This is a genomic window from Amycolatopsis sp. NPDC114503 (assembly GCF_055633655.1).
Map to the genome: position 1 here is coordinate 767716 of NZ_JBVKDT010000001.1, position 17348 is coordinate 785063.

The 17348-nt window shown below is 69.1% G+C and carries 15 protein-coding genes; 10 read left to right on the top strand and 5 right to left on the bottom strand.

Annotated elements, in window-relative coordinates:
• Positions 1-55: 55 nt before the first annotated feature.
• Genes dnaK through ACZ7OI_RS03775 form a run of 4 tightly spaced genes read left to right on the top strand, consistent with a single transcriptional unit; the run spans position 56 to position 4274 of the window.
• Positions 56-1921 carry a molecular chaperone DnaK gene (dnaK, locus tag ACZ7OI_RS03760; protein WP_370933012.1) on the top strand — a complete coding sequence of 622 codons (1866 nt, stop codon included), beginning with the start codon at positions 56-58 and terminating at the stop codon, positions 1919-1921.
• The gene (grpE, locus tag ACZ7OI_RS03765; protein ID WP_470262659.1) at positions 1918-2616 is read left to right on the top strand and encodes a nucleotide exchange factor GrpE; all 699 of its coding nucleotides are present in this window, start codon (positions 1918-1920) and stop codon (positions 2614-2616) included. The genes dnaK and grpE overlap by 4 nt, the downstream gene beginning before the upstream one ends.
• Before the next feature lie 33 nt (positions 2617-2649).
• Entirely contained in the window at positions 2650-3834 is a 1185-nt protein-coding gene (gene dnaJ, locus ACZ7OI_RS03770) for a molecular chaperone DnaJ (protein ID WP_470262660.1), read from the top strand.
• Between the two features lie 5 nt (positions 3835-3839).
• Positions 3840-4274: a heat shock protein transcriptional repressor HspR gene (locus ACZ7OI_RS03775; RefSeq protein WP_116199398.1), complete on the top strand. Its 435-nt coding sequence runs from the start codon at positions 3840-3842 to the stop codon at positions 4272-4274.
• A 25-nt stretch (positions 4275-4299) separates the two neighbouring features.
• Here the strand turns inward: ACZ7OI_RS03775 and ACZ7OI_RS03780 are convergent, their stop codons facing one another.
• Positions 4300-4890 (bottom strand): TetR family transcriptional regulator, encoded by a 591-nt coding sequence (locus ACZ7OI_RS03780; RefSeq protein ID WP_470262661.1) that lies wholly within the window; start codon positions 4888-4890, stop codon positions 4300-4302.
• Between the two features lie 100 nt (positions 4891-4990).
• On the opposite strand from ACZ7OI_RS03780, the gene ACZ7OI_RS03785 reads away from it, so the two are divergent.
• The gene (locus ACZ7OI_RS03785) at positions 4991-5923 is read left to right on the top strand and encodes an SDR family oxidoreductase (protein ID WP_470262662.1); all 933 of its coding nucleotides are present in this window, start codon (positions 4991-4993) and stop codon (positions 5921-5923) included.
• On the opposite strand, the gene ACZ7OI_RS03790 is transcribed toward ACZ7OI_RS03785, so the two are convergent.
• On the bottom strand, positions 5920-6579 hold the full coding sequence (locus ACZ7OI_RS03790) for a response regulator (RefSeq protein ID WP_470262663.1): 660 nt from the start codon (positions 6577-6579) through the stop codon (positions 5920-5922). The genes ACZ7OI_RS03785 and ACZ7OI_RS03790 overlap by 4 nt on opposite strands.
• Positions 6572-7630 carry a sensor histidine kinase gene (locus ACZ7OI_RS03795; RefSeq protein ID WP_470262664.1) on the bottom strand — a complete coding sequence of 353 codons (1059 nt, stop codon included), beginning with the start codon at positions 7628-7630 and terminating at the stop codon, positions 6572-6574. Before ACZ7OI_RS03795 ends, ACZ7OI_RS03790 begins: the two co-directional genes overlap by 8 nt.
• A gap of 134 nt (positions 7631-7764) precedes the next feature.
• Between ACZ7OI_RS03795 and ACZ7OI_RS03800 the strand changes: the two genes are divergently transcribed.
• Entirely contained in the window at positions 7765-8463 is a 699-nt protein-coding gene (locus tag ACZ7OI_RS03800) for a hypothetical protein (protein ID WP_470262665.1), read from the top strand.
• Here ACZ7OI_RS03800 and ACZ7OI_RS03805 read toward each other — a convergent pair whose 3' ends face one another.
• Together ACZ7OI_RS03805 and ACZ7OI_RS03810 are read right to left on the bottom strand one after the other, a co-directional pair.
• Entirely contained in the window at positions 8464-9156 is a 693-nt protein-coding gene (locus tag ACZ7OI_RS03805) for a dienelactone hydrolase family protein (RefSeq protein ID WP_470262666.1), read from the bottom strand. It abuts the gene before it with no gap.
• 4 nt (positions 9157-9160) lie between these two features.
• A complete protein-coding gene (locus tag ACZ7OI_RS03810) occupies positions 9161-10339 on the bottom strand; it encodes a globin domain-containing protein (RefSeq protein ID WP_470263435.1) in 1179 nt (392 codons plus the stop codon).
• Positions 10340-10683: 344 nt separating this feature from the next.
• On the opposite strand from ACZ7OI_RS03810, the gene ACZ7OI_RS03815 reads away from it, so the two are divergent.
• From ACZ7OI_RS03815 to clpB, 4 genes are all read left to right on the top strand, one after another.
• Positions 10684-11169 (top strand): MarR family winged helix-turn-helix transcriptional regulator, encoded by a 486-nt coding sequence (locus ACZ7OI_RS03815; protein ID WP_009085003.1) that lies wholly within the window; start codon positions 10684-10686, stop codon positions 11167-11169.
• A 38-nt stretch (positions 11170-11207) separates the two neighbouring features.
• Positions 11208-13328, top strand: a complete 2121-nt coding sequence (locus ACZ7OI_RS03820; RefSeq protein ID WP_470263436.1) for an MFS transporter — start codon at positions 11208-11210, stop codon at positions 13326-13328.
• A 137-nt stretch (positions 13329-13465) separates the two neighbouring features.
• A complete protein-coding gene (locus ACZ7OI_RS03825) occupies positions 13466-14653 on the top strand; it encodes an MFS transporter (RefSeq protein ID WP_470262667.1) in 1188 nt (395 codons plus the stop codon).
• Between the two features lie 93 nt (positions 14654-14746).
• Positions 14747-17341, top strand: a complete 2595-nt coding sequence (clpB, locus tag ACZ7OI_RS03830; protein ID WP_470262668.1) for an ATP-dependent chaperone ClpB — start codon at positions 14747-14749, stop codon at positions 17339-17341.
• Positions 17342-17348: the final 7 nt, after the last annotated feature.

A 17348-nucleotide genomic window follows, 5' to 3' on the forward strand; every position in this document is an offset into this window, starting at 1 on the left:
AACCGCAGGTCACGAACATAGCATCAGTACTGGACTGAACACGAGAGGAAGCACCATGGCGCGAGCGGTCGGCATCGACCTCGGCACGACCAACTCGGTCGTCGCCGTCCTTGAGGGCGGCGAGCCGACGGTCATCGCCAACTCGGAAGGCTCCCGTACCACCCCCTCCATCGTCGCCTTCGCCAAGAACGGCGAAGTGCTGACGGGCCAGCCGGCGAAGAACCAGGCCGTCACGAACGTCGACCGCACGATCCGGTCCGTGAAGCGGCACATCGGCACCGACTGGAAGACCGAGATCGACGGCAAGGGCTACACGCCGCAGGAGATCAGCGCCCGCGTGCTGATGAAGCTCAAGCGCGACGCGGAGGCTTACCTCGGCGAGGAGATCACCGACGCGGTGATCACCGTCCCGGCGTACTTCGAGGACGCGCAGCGCCAGGCCACCAAGGAGGCCGGCCAGATCGCCGGCCTGAACGTGCTCCGGATCGTGAACGAGCCGACCGCGGCCGCGCTGGCCTACGGCCTGGACAAGGGCGAGAAGGAACAGACCATCCTGGTCTTCGACCTCGGCGGCGGCACGTTCGACGTCTCGCTGCTGGAGATCGGCGAGGGCGTCGTGGAGGTGCGCGCCACCTCCGGTGACAACCACCTCGGCGGCGACGACTGGGACGAGCGCATCGTCACCTGGCTGGTCGACAAGTTCAAGGCCACCAACGGCATTGACCTGACCAAGGACAAGATGGCGCTGCAGCGCATCCGCGAGGCGGCCGAGAAGGCGAAGATCGAGCTGTCCAGCTCCAACTCCGCCAGCATCAACCTGCCCTACATCACGGTGGACGGCGACAAGAACCCGCTGTTCCTCGACGAGACGCTGTCGCGCGCCGAGTTCCAGAAGATCACCTCGGACCTGCTCGAGCGCACCCGCCAGCCGTTCAACAACGTGATCCGGGACGCGGGCATCGCGGTCGGCGACATCGACCACGTGGTGCTCGTCGGCGGTTCCACCCGCATGCCGGCCGTGTCCGAGCTGGTCAAGGAGCTGACCGGCGGCCGCGAGCCGAACAAGGGCGTGAACCCGGACGAGGTCGTCGCCGTGGGCGCCGCGCTGCAGGCCGGCGTGCTCAAGGGCGAGGTCAAGGACGTCCTGCTGCTCGACGTGACCCCGCTGTCGCTGGGCATCGAGACCAAGGGCGGCGTCTTCACCAAGCTGATCGAGCGCAACACCACGATCCCGACCAAGCGGTCCGAGATCTTCTCGACGGCGGACGACAACCAGCCGTCGGTGCAGATCCAGGTGTTCCAGGGCGAGCGCGAGATCGCGGCGGCGAACAAGAAGCTCGGCATGTTCGAGCTGACCGGTCTTCCGCCCGCCCCGCGCGGCGTGCCGCAGATCGAGGTCACCTTCGACATCGACGCCAACGGCATCGTGCACGTGACCGCGAAGGACCTCGGCACGAACAAGGAACAGTCGATGACGATCACCGGCGGCTCCGCGCTGCCGAAGGACGACATCGAGCGCATGGTCAAGGACGCCGAGGCGCACGCCGAAGAGGACAAGAAGCGCCGCGACGAGGCCGAGACCCGCAACCAGGCCGAGACGCTGGTCTACCAGACCGAGAAGTTCGTCAAGGACAACGAGGACAAGCTGCCCGAGGACCTCAAGGGCAAGGTGAAGTCCGCGATCGACGAGGCGAACGAGGCGCTCAAGGGCACCGACTCGGCCAAGATCCGCGAGTCCATCGAGAAGCTGAACACCGCTTCGCAGGAGCTGGGCAGCGCGCTGTACGCGAACGCCGGAGCCGAAGGCGCCCCGGGCGCTGAGGGCGCGGCCGGCGCCGCGGGTGCGGCAGGCGACGCTCCGAAGTCGAAGGCGGACGACGTGGTCGACGCCGAGATCGTGGAAGAGGACGAGAAGAAGTGACCCCCCGCCACTCCGAGACCGAGGGTCCTGGCCCCGAGGAACCGGTAGTCGTGCGGGATCGGCGACGGGTGGACCCGCAGACCGGCGAGGTCCGCCCGCCCGCCGCGGAGGAAACTCCGGCCGGCGAGGAGCCCTCGGGCCCCTCGCTGGGCGATTCCGTGGACGAAGCGGTTTCGGCCACCTCGGACGTCGAAAAGCAACTGTCCGAGCGCACTGCCGACCTGCAGCGTTTGCAGGCGGAGTACGCGAACTACCGCAAGCGGGTCGACCGCGACCGCGAAGCCGTCGTGCAGGGCGCGAAGGCGTCCGTGGTCGGCGACCTGCTGCCGCTGCTGGACGACCTCCAGCGCGCGGAGCAGCACGGCGACCTCACCGGCGCGTTCAAGGCGGTGGCCGACAAGCTGGTCAGCAGCCTGGAGCGGGCCGGTCTGGAATCGTTCGGCGCCGAGGGCGAGGAATTCGACCCGAGCGTCCACGAGGCCGTGCAGCACAACACGTCCCCGGACGTGAAGGGCCCGACCGTCACCCTGGTCATGCGCCGCGGTTTCCGCTTCGGCGACCGGGTGCTGCGGGCGGCGCTGGTCGGCGTGACCGACCACGAGCCCGGCGAGGCGCCGGCGCAGCAGCCGGTCGATCCGCCGGTCGGCGGCGAACTGCCGCTCGACGGTTCGGTCGATGAGTCCGGCCAGCAGTAACACTCGGTTTGCAGCGAAAGGAGGAGACACCCGATGAGTGCTCGGGAGTGGATCGGCAAGGACTTCTACAAAGAGCTGGGTGTCTCCTCCGACGCGACCGCGGACGAGATCAAGAAGGCCTACCGCAAGCTGGCCAAGGAAAACCACCCGGACGCCAACGCGGGCAACACCGCGGCCGAGAACAAGTTCAAGGCCGTGTCCGAGGCGTACGGCGTGCTGTCCGATCCGGCCAAGCGCAAGGAGTATGACGAGGCGCGCACGCTCTTCGGCTCCGGCGGCGCGGGCGGGTTCGGCGGCTTCCCCGGCGGTGGCGGCGCGGGCGGCTTCGACATGAGCGACCTGTTCAACCAGGCCGGCGCCCAGGGCCAGCAGGGCGGATTCGGCGGCCTCGGCGACATCCTCGGCGGCATTTTCGGCCGTGGCCGGGGCGGAGCCGCCGGAGCGACGGCGAACCGGCCGCAGCGCGGCGCGGACGTCGAAACCGATGTGCGGATCGACTTCCTCGAGTCGGTGAAGGGCGCGACGCTGCCGTTGCGGCTGTCGAGCCCGGCCACCTGCAGCACGTGCGGCGGAAACGGCGCGAAGCCGGGCACCTCGCCGCGGGTCTGCCCGACCTGCAGCGGATCCGGGCTGGTCAGCCGGAGCCAGGGCGCGTTCGCGTTCTCCGAGCCGTGCCAGGACTGTCGCGGCCGGGGCAAGATCATCGACGAGCCGTGCCCCGAGTGCGCGGGCGAGGGCGTCAGCACCCGCACCCGCACGCTCACCGTGCGCATCCCGCCGGGCGTGAAGGACGACCAGCGGATCCGGCTGGCCGGCCAGGGCGAACCCGGGCGCGGCGGCGCGCAGGCGGGCGACCTGTACGTGCGCGTGCACGTGGCCCCGCACAAGCTGTTCGGGCGCAAGGACCTCAACCTCACGCTCACCGTGCCGGTGGACTTCACCGAACTCGCGCTGGGCACCACCGTCACGGTGCCGACGCTCGAGGGCAAGGTGTCGCTGAAGGTGCCCGCGGGTACCGCGAGCGGCCGAGTGTTGCGAGTGCGCGGAAAGGGCATTCATAAGCGGGACGGCGCACAGGGCGACCTGCTGGTCACGCTGGAGGCTGCGGTCCCGGCGAAACTCGACGACAAGGCGCGGTCGGCACTTGAGACCTACGCCGAGGCGATGAAGGGCCACGACCCGCGGCCCGAGATCACCGAGTTGCTCGAAGGCAGGTGAGGTCGATGTTCGGCGGCAATCCGGGACTCCCGCACGGCGCGGACGAGGACACCCCGGTGTTCGTGATTTCGGTGGCGGCCCAGCTTTCCGGGCTGCACGCGCAGACGTTGCGCTCCTACGACCGGCACGGCTTGGTTTCGCCAGGCCGCACCGCCGGCGGCGGACGGCGCTACTCGATGCGCGACATCGCCCTGCTGCGCGAGGTCCAGCGCCTCTCGCAGGAGGACGGGGTCAACCTGTCCGGGATCAAGCGGATCATCGAACTGGAGAACCAGGTCGACGCGCTGCAGTCCCGGGTGCACGAGCTGACCGAGGAACTCGCCGCCGCCTACGTGGCCGCCGAACGAGCCGCCGCGGCGGTGCACGCTTCTTATCGCAAGGATCTGGTGCCGCTGCAGCAGAACACCGCGCTGGTGGTCTGGAAACCCAAGCGCCGCTGAGCTTTGTGCCGAAAGCCCTCCCGGGTTACGACGCGGGAGGGCTTTTCGCTGTCCGGACCTCCGCGCCGAGCGTCCGCAGATCCGCGAACGCCTCATCCAGATAATCGTCCAACCCTCGCGCGGGATCGCTGATCCAGGCTTGCGTGGCGTGATGGAACGTCGCCCACCCGGTCTGCGCGGCCAGCCGCGCCAGCCGCTCCTCGATCCCCCGCTCCCGCAACGCTTCCGCGAGTGCCTCGGCGAGCGTCGCGGCCTTGGCGAGGTTGCGCTCCCGCAGAGTCGGCGTCGCGGCGATCAGGTCGCGCCGGGGTTCGGCGAACGGGAGGTTGCGCTCCATGATCCGGCCGGCCTTCTTGAAGGCGCGAAGCAGGATTTCCAGCGGCGCAAGGTCTTCCGGGGCTTCGGCGACCGACTGGGTGAGGTCGTCGCGCAGGTCGGCTTCGCCGTCGAAGAGCACCTCGCGCTTGTCCGGGAAGTGCCGGAAGAAGGTGCGCTCGGTGACGCCTGCCCGAGCCGCGATCTCCGCCGTGGTCGTCTTGTCGAACCCGTTTTCCCGGTACAGCTCCAGCGCCGCCTGTTTGAGGCGGCTGCGCGCTTCTGCTCCGCTCCGTGGCACGTCCTGAGCCTACCCGGGGTTTGCGCCAGTGACTGACGCCACATTGCGTCAGTCACTGTCGCTACGCGTAGAGTCAGTGACTGACACTAAGGAGCCCTTCATGCACTTCTTCGTCACCGGCGGATCCGGCCAGACCGGCCCCGCCGTCGTCGCCGAGCTGGTCAGGGCCGGGCACACGGTCACCGGCTTGGCTCGTTCGGACACCTCGGCCGCGCGGCTGGAGTCGCTCGGCGCGACGCCGCATCGCGGTTCGCTCGACGATCTCGACAGCCTGCGCCGCGGTGCCGAAGCCGCCGACGGCGTGCTGCACATGGCCCAAGGCGGCGGCTACGCCGATCCGGACGACCTCATCCGCCGCGACTGCGAGGCGATCGACGCGCTGGGCCAGGCGCTGGTCGGCACCGGCAAACCGTTCGTCAGCACGTCCGGCACGCTGGTGATGAAGGCCGATCAGGTCAGCACGGAACTCGACCCGGCCGACCCTGGCTCCGTCGCTTACTTCCGCATCCCTGGCGAGCAGACCTGCCTCGGTTTTGCCGACCAGGGCGTCCGCGCCAGTGTCGTACGGCTCGCCCCGACCGTGCACGGACCGCGCGACCACGGCTTCATCCCAGCGCTCATCGCGGGCGCGCGCCGGGCAGGGGTTTCGGCGTTCGTCGGCGACGGCACGAACCGCTGGCCCGCGGTCCATCGCGAGGACGCGGCAGTGCTTTTCCGGCTGGCACTGGAGAAAGCGCCTGCGGGGAGCGTGCTTCACGGGGTCGGGGAAACCGTCGCGATCAAGAGCGTCGCGGAGAAAATCGCGCAGCTGCTGGACATTCCCACCGCGTCACTGACTCTCGAAGAAGCCGCCGAGCACCTCGGAAACCCTTTCCTGGCAAGGTTCTTCTCGCTCGACGTGCCTGCCTCCAGCGCGCACACGCAAGACCTGCTGGGCTGGACGCCGCACCACGCGACGCTGCTGGAAGACCTGGAGACCGGCGACTATTTCACCCCGGAGGCCAGCGATCGCGCCGAGGCAGTGTGGCGCTAGTTCCGCGGACGCACCAAACCGGATTCGTACGCGACGATCACCAGCTGCGCGCGGTCCCGGGCGTCGAGTTTCGCCAGCAGCCGTCCGATGTAGGTCTTCACTGTCGCCATCGACAGCTGCATCCGTTCAGTAATCTCCACATTGGACAGTCCACTCGCGACGAGCGTGAGCACCTCGCGCTCTCGCGGGGCCAAGGCGGCGACGTCGGCGCGCGGCGGGGCGTCCGGGATCCGCGCGAACTGCGCGACCAGCCGTCGGGTGATGGACGGGCCGAGCAACGCGTCTCCGGAAGCGACCACGCGCACCGCAGCGCACAGGTCGGCCGGGCGGGTGTCCTTGAGCAGGAATCCGGTCGCTCCGGCGCGCAGGGCGGCGAACACGTGCTCGTCGAGGTCGAACATGGTCAGCACCAGCACCCGAACGTCCGGGGCGCGCTCGCTGATCAGCAGGGTCGCCTCGATACCGTCCATCACCGGCATCCGCACGTCCATCAGCACCACGTCCGGCTTTTCGGCCACGGCCAGCTCGACCGCCTCGGCACCGGTCGCGGCTTCGCCGATCACCGTGAAGTCCGGTTCGCTGTCGAGCAGCAGCCGGAAACTCCCGCGCAGCAAGGCTTGATCGTCCGCGATGACGACCCGGATCTGGTCAGGCATCGGCGCACCGGAGAGTGGCGCTGACGCGGAACCCGCCGTCCGGGCTGGGACCGGCGACCAGTTCGCCGCCGTAGAGGGCGACGCGTTCGCGCATTCCGGTCAGGCCGTGGCCGAGTCGCAGCTCGCCAACTGGTGCCGCGCCGTCGTCGGTGACTTGGATCCGGATCTCTTCAGCGGCGACCGCGACCACCACTCGGCACCGGGCCGGCGCGGCGTGTTTCACCACGTTCGTCACCGCTTCCTGCACGATCCGGTACGCAGCCAGCGCGACCGGTTCGGGAACCTGCGCGGTGCCCAGGACGGACAGCTCGACGTCGACCCCGGTCTGTCGCGCGCGTTCGGCCAGCTGCGGCAGCGCGGCGAGCGGGTCGGCCGGGGTCTCGTCGCCGTCGTCGCGCAGCACGTGCAGCAACCGCCGCATCTCGCCGAGCGCGTTGCGGCTGGTCGCTTCGATTACCCGCAACGCGTCGCGCGCTTCCTCCGGGCGGCTGTCCGCGACATGGTTGGCGACGCCCGCTTTCACCGCGATCAAGCCCATCCCGTGCGTGACGACGTCGTGCAGTTCGCGCGCGATCCGGACGCGTTCGTCGACCAGGATCCGATGTTCGCGTTGCCGTTCCTGCCGCGCCGTTTGCTCGCGACGGGACCGCACCGCTTCGGCAAGCCCCCAGGTGAGCAACACCAGCGGGACGCCGAACGCGTACCACCAATGCCCCACCACCGCAGTTGCCGCCGACACCGCCGCAACCCCGGCCGCGGCAGGCAACGCACGAGGCGGACGCACGAGATACAGCACCAGAGCCGCCCCGACGAAGGGATCCCACAGCAGCCCGAAAGCCGCGGCGGAAGCGGAGACGACCACGGTGCCGATCAGTACCGGAACCGGAGCCCGCCGCCGCAGGAGGACCGCGGCGGCGATCAGCGTCGCGACCGCCGCGGAAACCGGCAGCCGCCAAGGCTCCTCGTCGATCAGCAGATTCCCGGCAAGCCCGACGTCCGTGACGAGGAGGCCTGCCGCCAGCGCGACGTCGCTCACTCGCAGAGGGGACATAACCCCACGTTAGCCAGTGCGGCGGGCGCGCACATCGTGCTGTGGTGGGTCATCCCCTGGTTTAGTTCCGTGGCGTGGAACTGTCCGCCCCGGACCGATGTGCGCGGAGTGTCCGGCCGGGCACGGTGAGCGGCATGTCGACCTTTCCCGGCCCTCGCCTCGGCGGAGCGGCGCTGGTTCTCGGTCCGGTGCTCGTGCTCGCCGGCGTGCTGCTGCGCCTGCCGTATCCGTTCTTCTTTCCGCACCAGCTCGCCGCGATCGTGCGGCATCCGGCACAAATGACCGCCGCCGCCACCTGTTTCCTCGCCGGTCAGGTGGTTCTTCTCTTCGCAGTGTCCACAGTGGTCCGTCAGATCGCGGTGGCGAAGCCGCGCTGGGCGGCGTGGTCCGGCGCGTTTGTGCTGATCGGTCTGGTCGAGCGGGTCTTCCATGCCGGATTCGACCAGGCCGCAACGGATCTCGCCCGGCATCGCGGAGCGGACTACGCGACCGCGTTCGTCGCGGAGGCCTACGGCGATCTGCACCTGTTCAGCTTCTTGTCGTTCACGATCATGTTCGGCTGGCCGCTGCTGGGTTTCGCGGCCTACCGCGCGGGAGTGCTCGGGCGAGTGCGCTCGGTAGCGCTCGCCGTCGTGAGTGCCATGCCGCTCGGTGTCCTCAAAGGAACGACGATGTGGTCGATCGCCGCCGCGGCCGGGTTGTGCGTGGCGCTCGTGCCGTCCGGCATCCGGTTGCTGGCGCAAGCCCAGCGGGCGGATCGACGCACCGTCGGCCTCGCCTGCCTCGGCGCGGTCGCAGTCGGAGCGCTCGGCTATTTGAGCACTTTCGGCTGACTACTTCAGGTGCTCCTCGAAGAACGCCATGACGCGTCGCCAGGCATCCGAATCCGACGGTTCGTGATAGCCCATGCCCGTGACCTTCGCGAGAGCGGCCAGCGGCGTGGGCCGGTAGTGGTTCGCGAAGCCGTGCCCGGCATCGGGGTATTCCTTGACGTCGTGCGGGATTTCTCGTTCGGTGAGCGCGGCGTCGAGCTTGGCCGCGGCACCGCGCAGGGGGAGGTCCTTGCGGCCGAAGCTGCCGACGATCGGGCAGGCACCGTCCAAAACGGACAGATCCTTCGGCAGTGCGCCGTAGTACGGAGCGGAAGCGTCGAAGTCCCGAGAGGCGGCTACCAAAGCGAACCCGCCGCCCATGCAGAAACCGACGACGCCGACCTTGCCGGTCGCGTCGTCCCGCCCGGCGACGAGCACCCGTGCGGCCTCGATGTCCGCGAACGCCCGGCCCTCGCGGGCGAGCATGTCCTGGAAAGTCCGCTTCACACACCGAATCATGCCGCCGCGCGAGTACAGATCGGGGCTCAGCGCGAGATAACCCGCGGCGGCGTACCGGTCGGTGATCTCGCGTGCGTCTTGGTTCAGCCCGAAGATGTCGTGGATCAGCACCACTGCCGGGAAAGGCCCGTCCCCGGCGGGCACTGCGAGATAGCCGTCGATTTCCCCGTCTGCCACCGGAATCCGGATGTCCACGGGCTCAGTCCGCGGTGAACGGGTCGTACTGGATCTGGTCCAGCGCACTGCCCGCGACCAGCATCCGGGACACCGTCGCGCGGATCATCGCCGGAGACCCGGACACCAGGATGTCGTGGTCCGGCCACGCGCCGTACCGCGTGACCGCCTCGGCGAGAGTGCCGTGCTCGCACCCGGGCAGATGGTCGCCGCGTTCGACGACCGGGGTGATGGTGAGCCACGGGTTGGTCGCGGCGAGTGCGCGCAGTTCTTCCAGGTCGTAGAGGTCTTCGCGAGTCGGACCGCCGTAGAACAGCCGCGTCTTCGGGTTTTCGCCCCACAGCGCGAGATGGTCGAGAATCGCGCGCAGCGGCGCGACCCCGGTGCCGCCCGCGACCATCAGCACCCCGCGCGACTGCTCGCGGTTGACGTTCATCCGGCCCAGCGGCGGACCGAGCCGCCAGACGTCGCCCGCCTGCGTGTGGCTCACGATCGCCCGGGACACCCAGCCGCCGTCGACCGCGCGCACGTGGAATTCGATGCCGCCGTCCTCGCGCGGCGCGTTCGCCGGCGACAGATACCGCCACAACCGCGGCCGCTGCGGCACCTCGACGCTCATGTACTGGCCCGGCGAATACGGCACCGGCTGGTCCGGGATCACCCGCACCAGCGCGAGATCCCAGGTGAGCCGCCGGTGCTCGACCACGGTGGCCGACCACGACGCCGGGTTCTCGTCCGCCGCCGCGGCCTCCTGCATCGCGCGCGCGACGATGGTGAACGCCTCCGCCCACGCGCGCTCGACCTCCGGCGTCCACTCCGGGCCGAGGTGGTTTTTCAACGCGGCCAGCAGCGCGGTGCCGACGGCCTCGTAATGCTTCGGGGCCACGCCGAACTTGCGGTGGTCGCGGCCGAGCTGGCGCAGGAACGGGAGCAGGTCGTCCGGCCGGTCCACCATCTGCACGACGCGGGCCAGCGCGCGGATGATCCGCCCGCCCTGCACTTCCATGTTGATCGGGAAGAAATCGCGCGTGGCGGGCGCGAGGGTGAACAGCATCCCGTAGAAGAACTGCGAGATCTCCGGGGCATACGGCTCCGATTTCGCCCAGGTGTCGCGGATGAGCTGCACCATCGCGACGACGGCCGCGGGCGCCTGCCGGGGCGCGGCCGAGGTCCGCGGGAGCGGGCTGATCGAATCGGCTGTCATCGGGCTGTCGTCGTTCATGGGTCGGAACCGGAGACCAGGGGGTTGGGAGGGAACGGTCACGAGAGCAGGGCGGCCGAGATTGTCGGATTCGGCTCGCGCCGTCGCGCGGGGGAATTCGCCACTCCTGCTCCTCGTTGTCCACGACGTGCTCGCCGCGTCGGCATCGCGGGGCGTCTGGTCCGCAGAGTAGCCGCACTGAGGCGGAATGCCCGCATCGTTGCTCCGGTCGGGTTACCGGCCGGTCGGGACGTGGGGCAGCTCACCGATTAGATAGTTGTCCTACGCAACCTTCGGCAGCTAAACTTGTAGAATACAAGCAAGTGGGCACCGGCCCTGGAGGAACGATGAGCCCAGCTGACGACGTGCGGCTCGAACTGCTGCGGGAGCTGAAGGCGTCCGCCCAGCTCCAGCACCTGTGGATCATGCAGGCGTGGCAGAACGAGCCCGGGCTCCACCCGGCCTCGGCGATGCTGCTGTCCGACCTCGCCAAACACGGCGAGGCCCGCCCGTCGGAGGTCGCCAAGCGCAGGCTCGTCGACCTGTCGGTGATCAGCAGGCAGATCGCCCAGTTGCAGGCCGCCGGGCTGATCCAGCGCCGCCCCGCTCCCGAGGACGGGCGCGCGTCGCTGATCAGCGTGTCCGAGGCCGGTCTCGAGCGGCTCGAGCTGTGGCGGAAGCAGTACCTCGAGTTTTTCGAGACGGCACTGGGCGGCTGGGACGAGGCGCGGATCGAGGGCCTCACCTCCCAGCTCGCCGAATTGAACGAAGGTCTGCGCGCGACGCTCGGCCCGTCCGGGTACTGCGCCGGCGCACCCCACGCGGGAAAGTGAAGTAGCGAACAGTGGAAAACACCGCATCCGGGCAGCCGATGACGCACCGGGAAATCCTCAAGGCCTTCACCGGCCTGCTGCTGGCCCTGCTGGTGGCGTTGCTGTCGTCGACCATCGTGTCCAACGCGCTGCCGACGATTCTCGCCGACCTGCACGGTTCGCAGAGCGAGTACACCTGGGTCGTCACCGCGACGCTGCTGACGTCGACCGCGACCACCCCGATCTGGGGCAAGCTCTCGGACCTGTTCAGCAAGAAACTGCTGTACCAAATCGCGATCGTCGTCTTCACCGTTGGTTCGGCACTGGGCGGGATCGCGCAGTCGATGCCCGAACTGATCGCCTACCGCGCGCTGCAGGGCATCGGGCTCGGCGGGCTGCAGGCGCTGATCCAGGTCGTCATCGCGGCGATGATCGCGCCGCGCGACCGCGGCCGCTACACCGGTTACACCGGCGCGGTGTTCGCCGTCGCGACCGTTTCCGGCCCGTTGATCGGCGGGCTGATCGTGGACTCGCCGCTCGGCTGGCGCTGGTGTTTCTGGGTGTGCGTGCCGCTGGCCGTCCTCGCGTTCATCGTGCTCGGCCGGACGCTGAAGCTCCCGGTGCTCAAGCGCAAGGTGCGGATCGACTGGCTGGGCGCGACCCTGCTGGTCGGCGGCGTCGCGCTGCTGCTGATCTGGGTTTCGCTGGCGGGCGGCAGCTTCGGCTGGGTTTCGTGGTCGAGCGCGGCGTACGTCGGCGGCGCGATTGTCGCGCTGGCGCTGGCGGTTCTCGTCGAATCCCGGGTCGCGGAGCCGGTGGTTCCGCTGCGGCTCTTCCGCAACCGCACCTTCACGCTGTCGGTGCTCGCCTCGCTGGCAGTCGGCACCGCGATGTTCGGCGGTTCGGTGTTCCTCGGGCAGTACTACCAAATCGCGCGCGGATTCTCGCCGACGCACGCCGGTCTGATGACGCTGCCGATGGTGCTCGGTCTCGCGATCGCTTCGACCGGAGCCGGGCAGGTCATCTCCCGCACCGGGCGCACCAAGCCGTTCATGGTCGCGGGCGGGGTTTCGCTGCTGGCCGGGCTGTTCCTGCTCTCGACGGTGGACCACGCGACGAACCTGACGCTGATGGGCGTCTACCTCGCGCTGATCGGCCTCGGGCTGGGCTTCCTGATGCAGAACCTGGTTTTGGTAGTCCAAAACACGGTGGCGATGAAGGACATCGGCTCGTCGTCCTCGGTCGTCACGTTCTTCCGGTCGCTCGGCGGCGCGGCGGGCGTGTCCGCGCTCGGTGCGGTGCTGGCCGCCCGGGTGGCCACGAACATCGCGAACTCCCTGTCGCAGATGGGTATTCACACTGGCGGCGCGGTTTCCGGTGGCGGTGGCACGTTCGCCATCTCGTCGCTCCCGCCGACGTTGCAGCCGGTGGTGCGCGGGGCCTTCGGCGACGCGACCGGCACGGTGTTTTTCGTCGCGGGCTGCATCGCCGTGGTCACCTTCCTCGCGGTGCTGTTCATCAAGGAGGTGCCGCTGCGCCGGACGCTCGACGCGGACGCGCCTGCGCCGACTGCGGCTGCTGTGTCGGTCGAGGCTGTCTCTGTGGTCGAAGCTCCGGTCGAGATGACCTCCGTGTTGCGCGGCCGGGTTCTCGACGCGGGCGGTCGTCCAGTGTCCGGTGTCGTGCTTACGCTCACCGACATGGCGGGGCGTCAGGTCGACGTCGGGCGCACGGGGCGTACCGGCGCGTACGAGCTGTCGGCGGACACTGTGGGCGAGCACGTCCTTCTCGCGACGGCGGGCTCAACGCGGCCCGCGGTGTCGACCGTGCGGCTTAACGGCAACGCGCGTTGGCACGACTTGCTGTTGGACAGCCAAGGTGCAATCTCGGGCCGCGTACGCGTCGCTGGTCGGCACGCCGCCGTCGCAGGCGCGGTGCTGACCCTCACCGACCGCCTGGGCATTGTCACCGCGACGCACATCGCGGGCGGCGACGGCGCGTACCGCTTCACGGGAATCGAACCGGGCGCGTACACGCTCACGGTGTCTGCGCACGGATACACGCCGCACGCGGAGCCGATGACGGTCGGCGATGGTGCGGCCGCACAACACGATGTCGAGCTGAGCGAAGCTGTCGAGCGAGAGTTCGTTAGGCACCAAGGAACACTCAGCGTCGACTAAAGAGGCTCGTGAGTGTTTTCCCGGTTCTGCCCGGGACGGACACTCACGAGCTTTCTACTGGGAGTGGCATTTGCCGCCGAGCGATGCGCCCTCCCGGCCCTGCCTCGTCCCCCTTCCCCGGAGGTAGCGTCGAATATGTGACGCGAAGCAGGGTCGCGATGTTGCTGGCTATGGGGATCGACAACTTCGGTTCCGGACTTTTCCTTCCGCTCGCACTGGTTTACGTGACGCGGGTGATCGGAATCCCGCTCGTCGAAGCGGGCACGGCAGTCACTTTGGGCACCACGGCGGGGCTTCTCATGCCGCCGCTGGCCGGACGGCTGGTGGATCGTGCTGGGCCGAGAGTCGGAGTTCTTGCGGCGCAACTGTTGCAGGCTGCCGGAACCAGTGCGTACTTGTTCGCGCACGGCATCGGCGGCGTTGTGGTGGCCGCCATACTTCTTGGTGCCGGGCAACAATTGTTCTACAGCTGCTTGTTCGCGCTCATCTCCGAAGTCGCCGGGGACGTGCCGAAGGACCGGCCGTTCGCCGAAGTCGGAATGGTGCGCGCGGGCGGATTCGGGCTCGGCGGGCTGATGTCGTCGGCATTGATGACCTGGTTCGGCGACGGCGGCTACAACGTCGCGCTGGTCGTGGACGTGCTGACTTTCCTGGCCGCGGCGGGCCTCGTCGCGATGTTCATCCCGCCCGGCCGCCGGTTCGCGCCCGTGGTCCGCGTGAGAAGCGGGGTGTTGCGCAACCGCCCGTACCTGACGTTGATCCTCCTGAGCGGGCTGTTCGGGCTGTCGCTCGATTTCTTCCTCATCGGCACCCCGGTGTTCGTGCTCGACCGGCTGCACGCGCCGACCTGGCTGCCCGGGGCGATCCTGTTCCTGCTGACCGTCCTGACCAGCGCCGGCGGCACGGTCGCGCTGCGGCTCACGCGCGGGCTCACCCGGATCAGCGCGATGCGGGCCGGGTCCGCGCTGTTCGCCGCGTGGTGCCTGGCGAGCGTCGGCGTGCTGCTGGTGCCGCGAAGCTGGCAGGTGCCGTATCTGCTCGCCGCCACGCTCGTGTTCGCCGCCGGTGACCTGGTGTTCGGTCCACGCTCCGGCGCGCTCGCCGAGGCCGCCGCGCCGCCCGAAGCCAAGGGCCGTTACCTTGCCGCGTTCCAATACGCGTTCACTGTGGCTCAGGTGCTGGCTCCAGCGATCGTGTCGTTGTTTTCCGTGGCGGCGTGGTTACCCTGGGTTCTGGTCGGGGGTTGCGCTTGCCTCGCGGCGCTCGGGCTCGGCAGGCTGGGACCGAGGCTGCCCGCGGCCGCGGTGGCACCAATTCAGAGTTGAGCGGAACAGACTCAACTTTGCTGACGTTATACCTGTCGACGGGCCTGGGTCGGGCCTGTCACCAGGTATTTCCACGAACGCATGAGGTGAGGGATGGACGCTTTCAACCCGACCACGAAGACCCAGCAGGCGATCTCGTCCGCGGCGCAGGCGGCCACCGTGGCCGGCAACCCGCACGTGTCGGCCGCCCATGTGCTGGGCGCCCTGCTGGCGCAGGGTGACGGGACCACCGCGCCGCTGCTGACCGCGGTCGGGGCGGACCCGGAGACCGTGCACAAGGAGCTCGAGCCGATCATCAACGGGTTGCCGTCGGCGACCGGCGCGACCGTGTCGACGCCGCAGTTCGACACGCCCGCGGTCAAATCGCTCACGCAGGCGCAGAAGCTCGCCACCGAACTCGGCGACGAGTACGTGTCGACCGAGCACCTGCTCGTCGGGCTCGCCACTGAAGGCGCCCAGGTTGCGGACCTGCTCAAGCGGCACGGCGCAACGCCGGACGCGCTGCGCGAGGCGTTCGCGAAGGTGCGCGGGTCGGCCCGCATCACCAGCGCGGATCCCGAAAGCACGTTCAAGGCGCTGGAGAAGTACGGCGTCGACCTGACCGAGCGCGCCCGCGCGGGCGAACTCGACCCGGTCATCGGCCGCGACACCGAGATCCGCCGCGTCGTGCAGGTGCTTTCCCGGCGCACCAAGAACAACCCGGTGCTGATCGGCGAACCGGGCGTCGGCAAGACGGCGATCGTCGAGGGCCTCGCCCAGCGGATCGTCGCGGGCGACGTGCCGGAATCGTTGCGGGGCAAGCGAGTTGTCGCACTCGACCTCGGGTCGATGGTGGCCGGCGCGAAGTTCCGCGGCGAGTTCGAAGAGCGGTTGAAGGCTGTGCTCAAGGAGATCACCGACTCCGCGGGCGAGGTCATCACGTTCATCGACGAGCTGCACACCATCGTCGGCGCGGGCGCGACCGGCGAGGGCGCGATGGACGCGGGCAACATGATCAAGCCGATGCTGGCTCGTGGCGAGCTGCGCATGGTCGGCGCGACCACGCTCGACGAATACCGCCAGCACATCGAGAAGGACCCGGCGCTGGAACGCCGTTTCCAGCAGGTGCTGGTCGGCGAGCCGTCGCCGGAGGACACCATCGCGATCCTGCGCGGTCTGAAGGAGCGTTACGAGGTGCACCACGGGGTCCGGATCACGGACGCCGCACTGGTCGCCGCCGCGACGCTGTCGGACCGCTATATCACCGCGCGGTTCCTGCCGGACAAGGCGATCGACCTGGTCGACGAGGCCGCGTCGAAGATCCGCATGGAGATCGACTCGCGTCCGGTGGAGATCGACGAGGTCGAGCGGGCCGTGCGGCGCATGGAGATCGAGGAGATGGCACTGTCCAAAGAGGACGATGCGGCCTCCTTGGAACGGCTGACCGCTCTTCGTGCCGAACTGGCGGAGAAGCGCGAGGAACTCACTGCGCTGACTGCGCGTTGGCAGAACGAGAAGGGCTCGATCGAGACCGTCCGTGAGCTGAAGGAGCAACTGGAGCAACTGCGCGGCGAATCGGAACGCGCCGAACGCGACGGCGACCTGGGCAAGGCCGCCGAACTGCGGTACGGCCGGATTCCGGTGCTGGAGAAGGAGTTCGAGGCCGCGATGGCCGCGAACGAGGCCAGCAAGCAGAACGTCATGCTGAAGGAAGAGGTGGGCGCGGACGACGTCGCCGACGTGGTCAGCGCGTGGACCGGCATCCCCGCCGGGCGCCTGCTGGAAGGCGAGACGGGCAAGCTGCTCCGGATGGAGGAGGAGCTGAACCGCCGCGTCATCGGTCAGGACCAGGCAGTCCAGGTCGTCTCCGACGCGGTGCGCCGGGCACGGGCCGGCGTCGCGGACCCGGACCGGCCGACCGGCTCGTTCCTGTTCCTCGGCCCGACCGGCGTCGGCAAAACCGAGCTGGCGAAGGCGCTGGCGGAGTTCCTGTTCGACGACGAGCGCGCGATGCAGCGCATCGACATGAGCGAGTACTCCGAGAAGCACTCGGTGGCCCGCCTGGTCGGTGCTCCCCCGGGTTACGTCGGCTACGACCAGGGCGGCCAGTTGACCGAGGCTGTCCGGCGCCGTCCGTACACGGTGGTGCTGCTGGACGAGGTCGAAAAGGCGCACCCGGACGTGTTCGACGTGCTCCTGCAGGTCCTCGACGACGGACGGCTGACCGACGGCCAGGGCCGGACGGTGGACTTCCGCAACACCATCCTGATCCTGACGTCGAACCTCGGCTCGCAGGCGATCGCGGACCCGGCGCTCGACGAACGCCAGCGCCGCGACGCGGTGATGGAGGTCGTCCAACGGCAGTTCAAGCCGGAGTTCCTGAACCGGCTGGACGACATCGTGGTGTTCCACGCGCTCGGCACCGAGCAGCTGACGTCCATTGTGGACATTCAGGTCGCGCGGCTCGCGAAGCGCCTCGCCCAGCGCCGGTTGCACCTCGAGGTGACCGACGGCGCCCGGGAATGGCTGGCGTTGAACGGCTTCGACCCGATCTACGGCGCCCGGCCGCTGCGTCGGCTGGTGCAGTCGGCGATCGGGGATCAGCTGGCGAAGCAGTTGCTGTCGGGTGAGGTCCGGGACGGGGACACCGTGCGGGTGGACCTGCCGGAGCTGGAGACCGGTGACACGTTGAAGGTGTCTAGGGTCTGACAGCGAT

Bases quoted from the DNA above. Each gene is read 5' to 3' on its own strand.
- dnaJ (WP_470262660.1), top strand. From the start codon at position 2,650: ATGAGTGCTCGGGAGTGGATCGGCAAGGACTTCTACAAAGAGCTGGGT.
- ACZ7OI_RS03820 (WP_470263436.1), top strand. From the start codon at position 11,208: ATGACGCACCGGGAAATCCTCAAGGCCTTCACCGGCCTGCTGCTGGCC.
- ACZ7OI_RS03785 (WP_470262662.1), top strand. From the start codon at position 4,991: ATGCACTTCTTCGTCACCGGCGGATCCGGCCAGACCGGCCCCGCCGTC.
- ACZ7OI_RS03810 (WP_470263435.1), bottom strand. From the start codon at position 10,339: ATGACAGCCGATTCGATCAGCCCGCTCCCGCGGACCTCGGCCGCGCCC.
- ACZ7OI_RS03795 (WP_470262664.1), bottom strand. From the start codon at position 7,630: ATGTCCCCTCTGCGAGTGAGCGACGTCGCGCTGGCGGCAGGCCTCCTC.
- ACZ7OI_RS03790 (WP_470262663.1), bottom strand. From the start codon at position 6,579: ATGCCTGACCAGATCCGGGTCGTCATCGCGGACGATCAAGCCTTGCTG.
- ACZ7OI_RS03775 (WP_116199398.1), top strand. From the start codon at position 3,840: ATGTTCGGCGGCAATCCGGGACTCCCGCACGGCGCGGACGAGGACACC.
- clpB (WP_470262668.1), top strand. From the start codon at position 14,747: ATGGACGCTTTCAACCCGACCACGAAGACCCAGCAGGCGATCTCGTCC.
- ACZ7OI_RS03815 (WP_009085003.1), top strand. From the start codon at position 10,684: ATGAGCCCAGCTGACGACGTGCGGCTCGAACTGCTGCGGGAGCTGAAG.
- dnaK (WP_370933012.1), top strand. From the start codon at position 56: ATGGCGCGAGCGGTCGGCATCGACCTCGGCACGACCAACTCGGTCGTC.
- ACZ7OI_RS03800 (WP_470262665.1), top strand. From the start codon at position 7,765: ATGTCGACCTTTCCCGGCCCTCGCCTCGGCGGAGCGGCGCTGGTTCTC.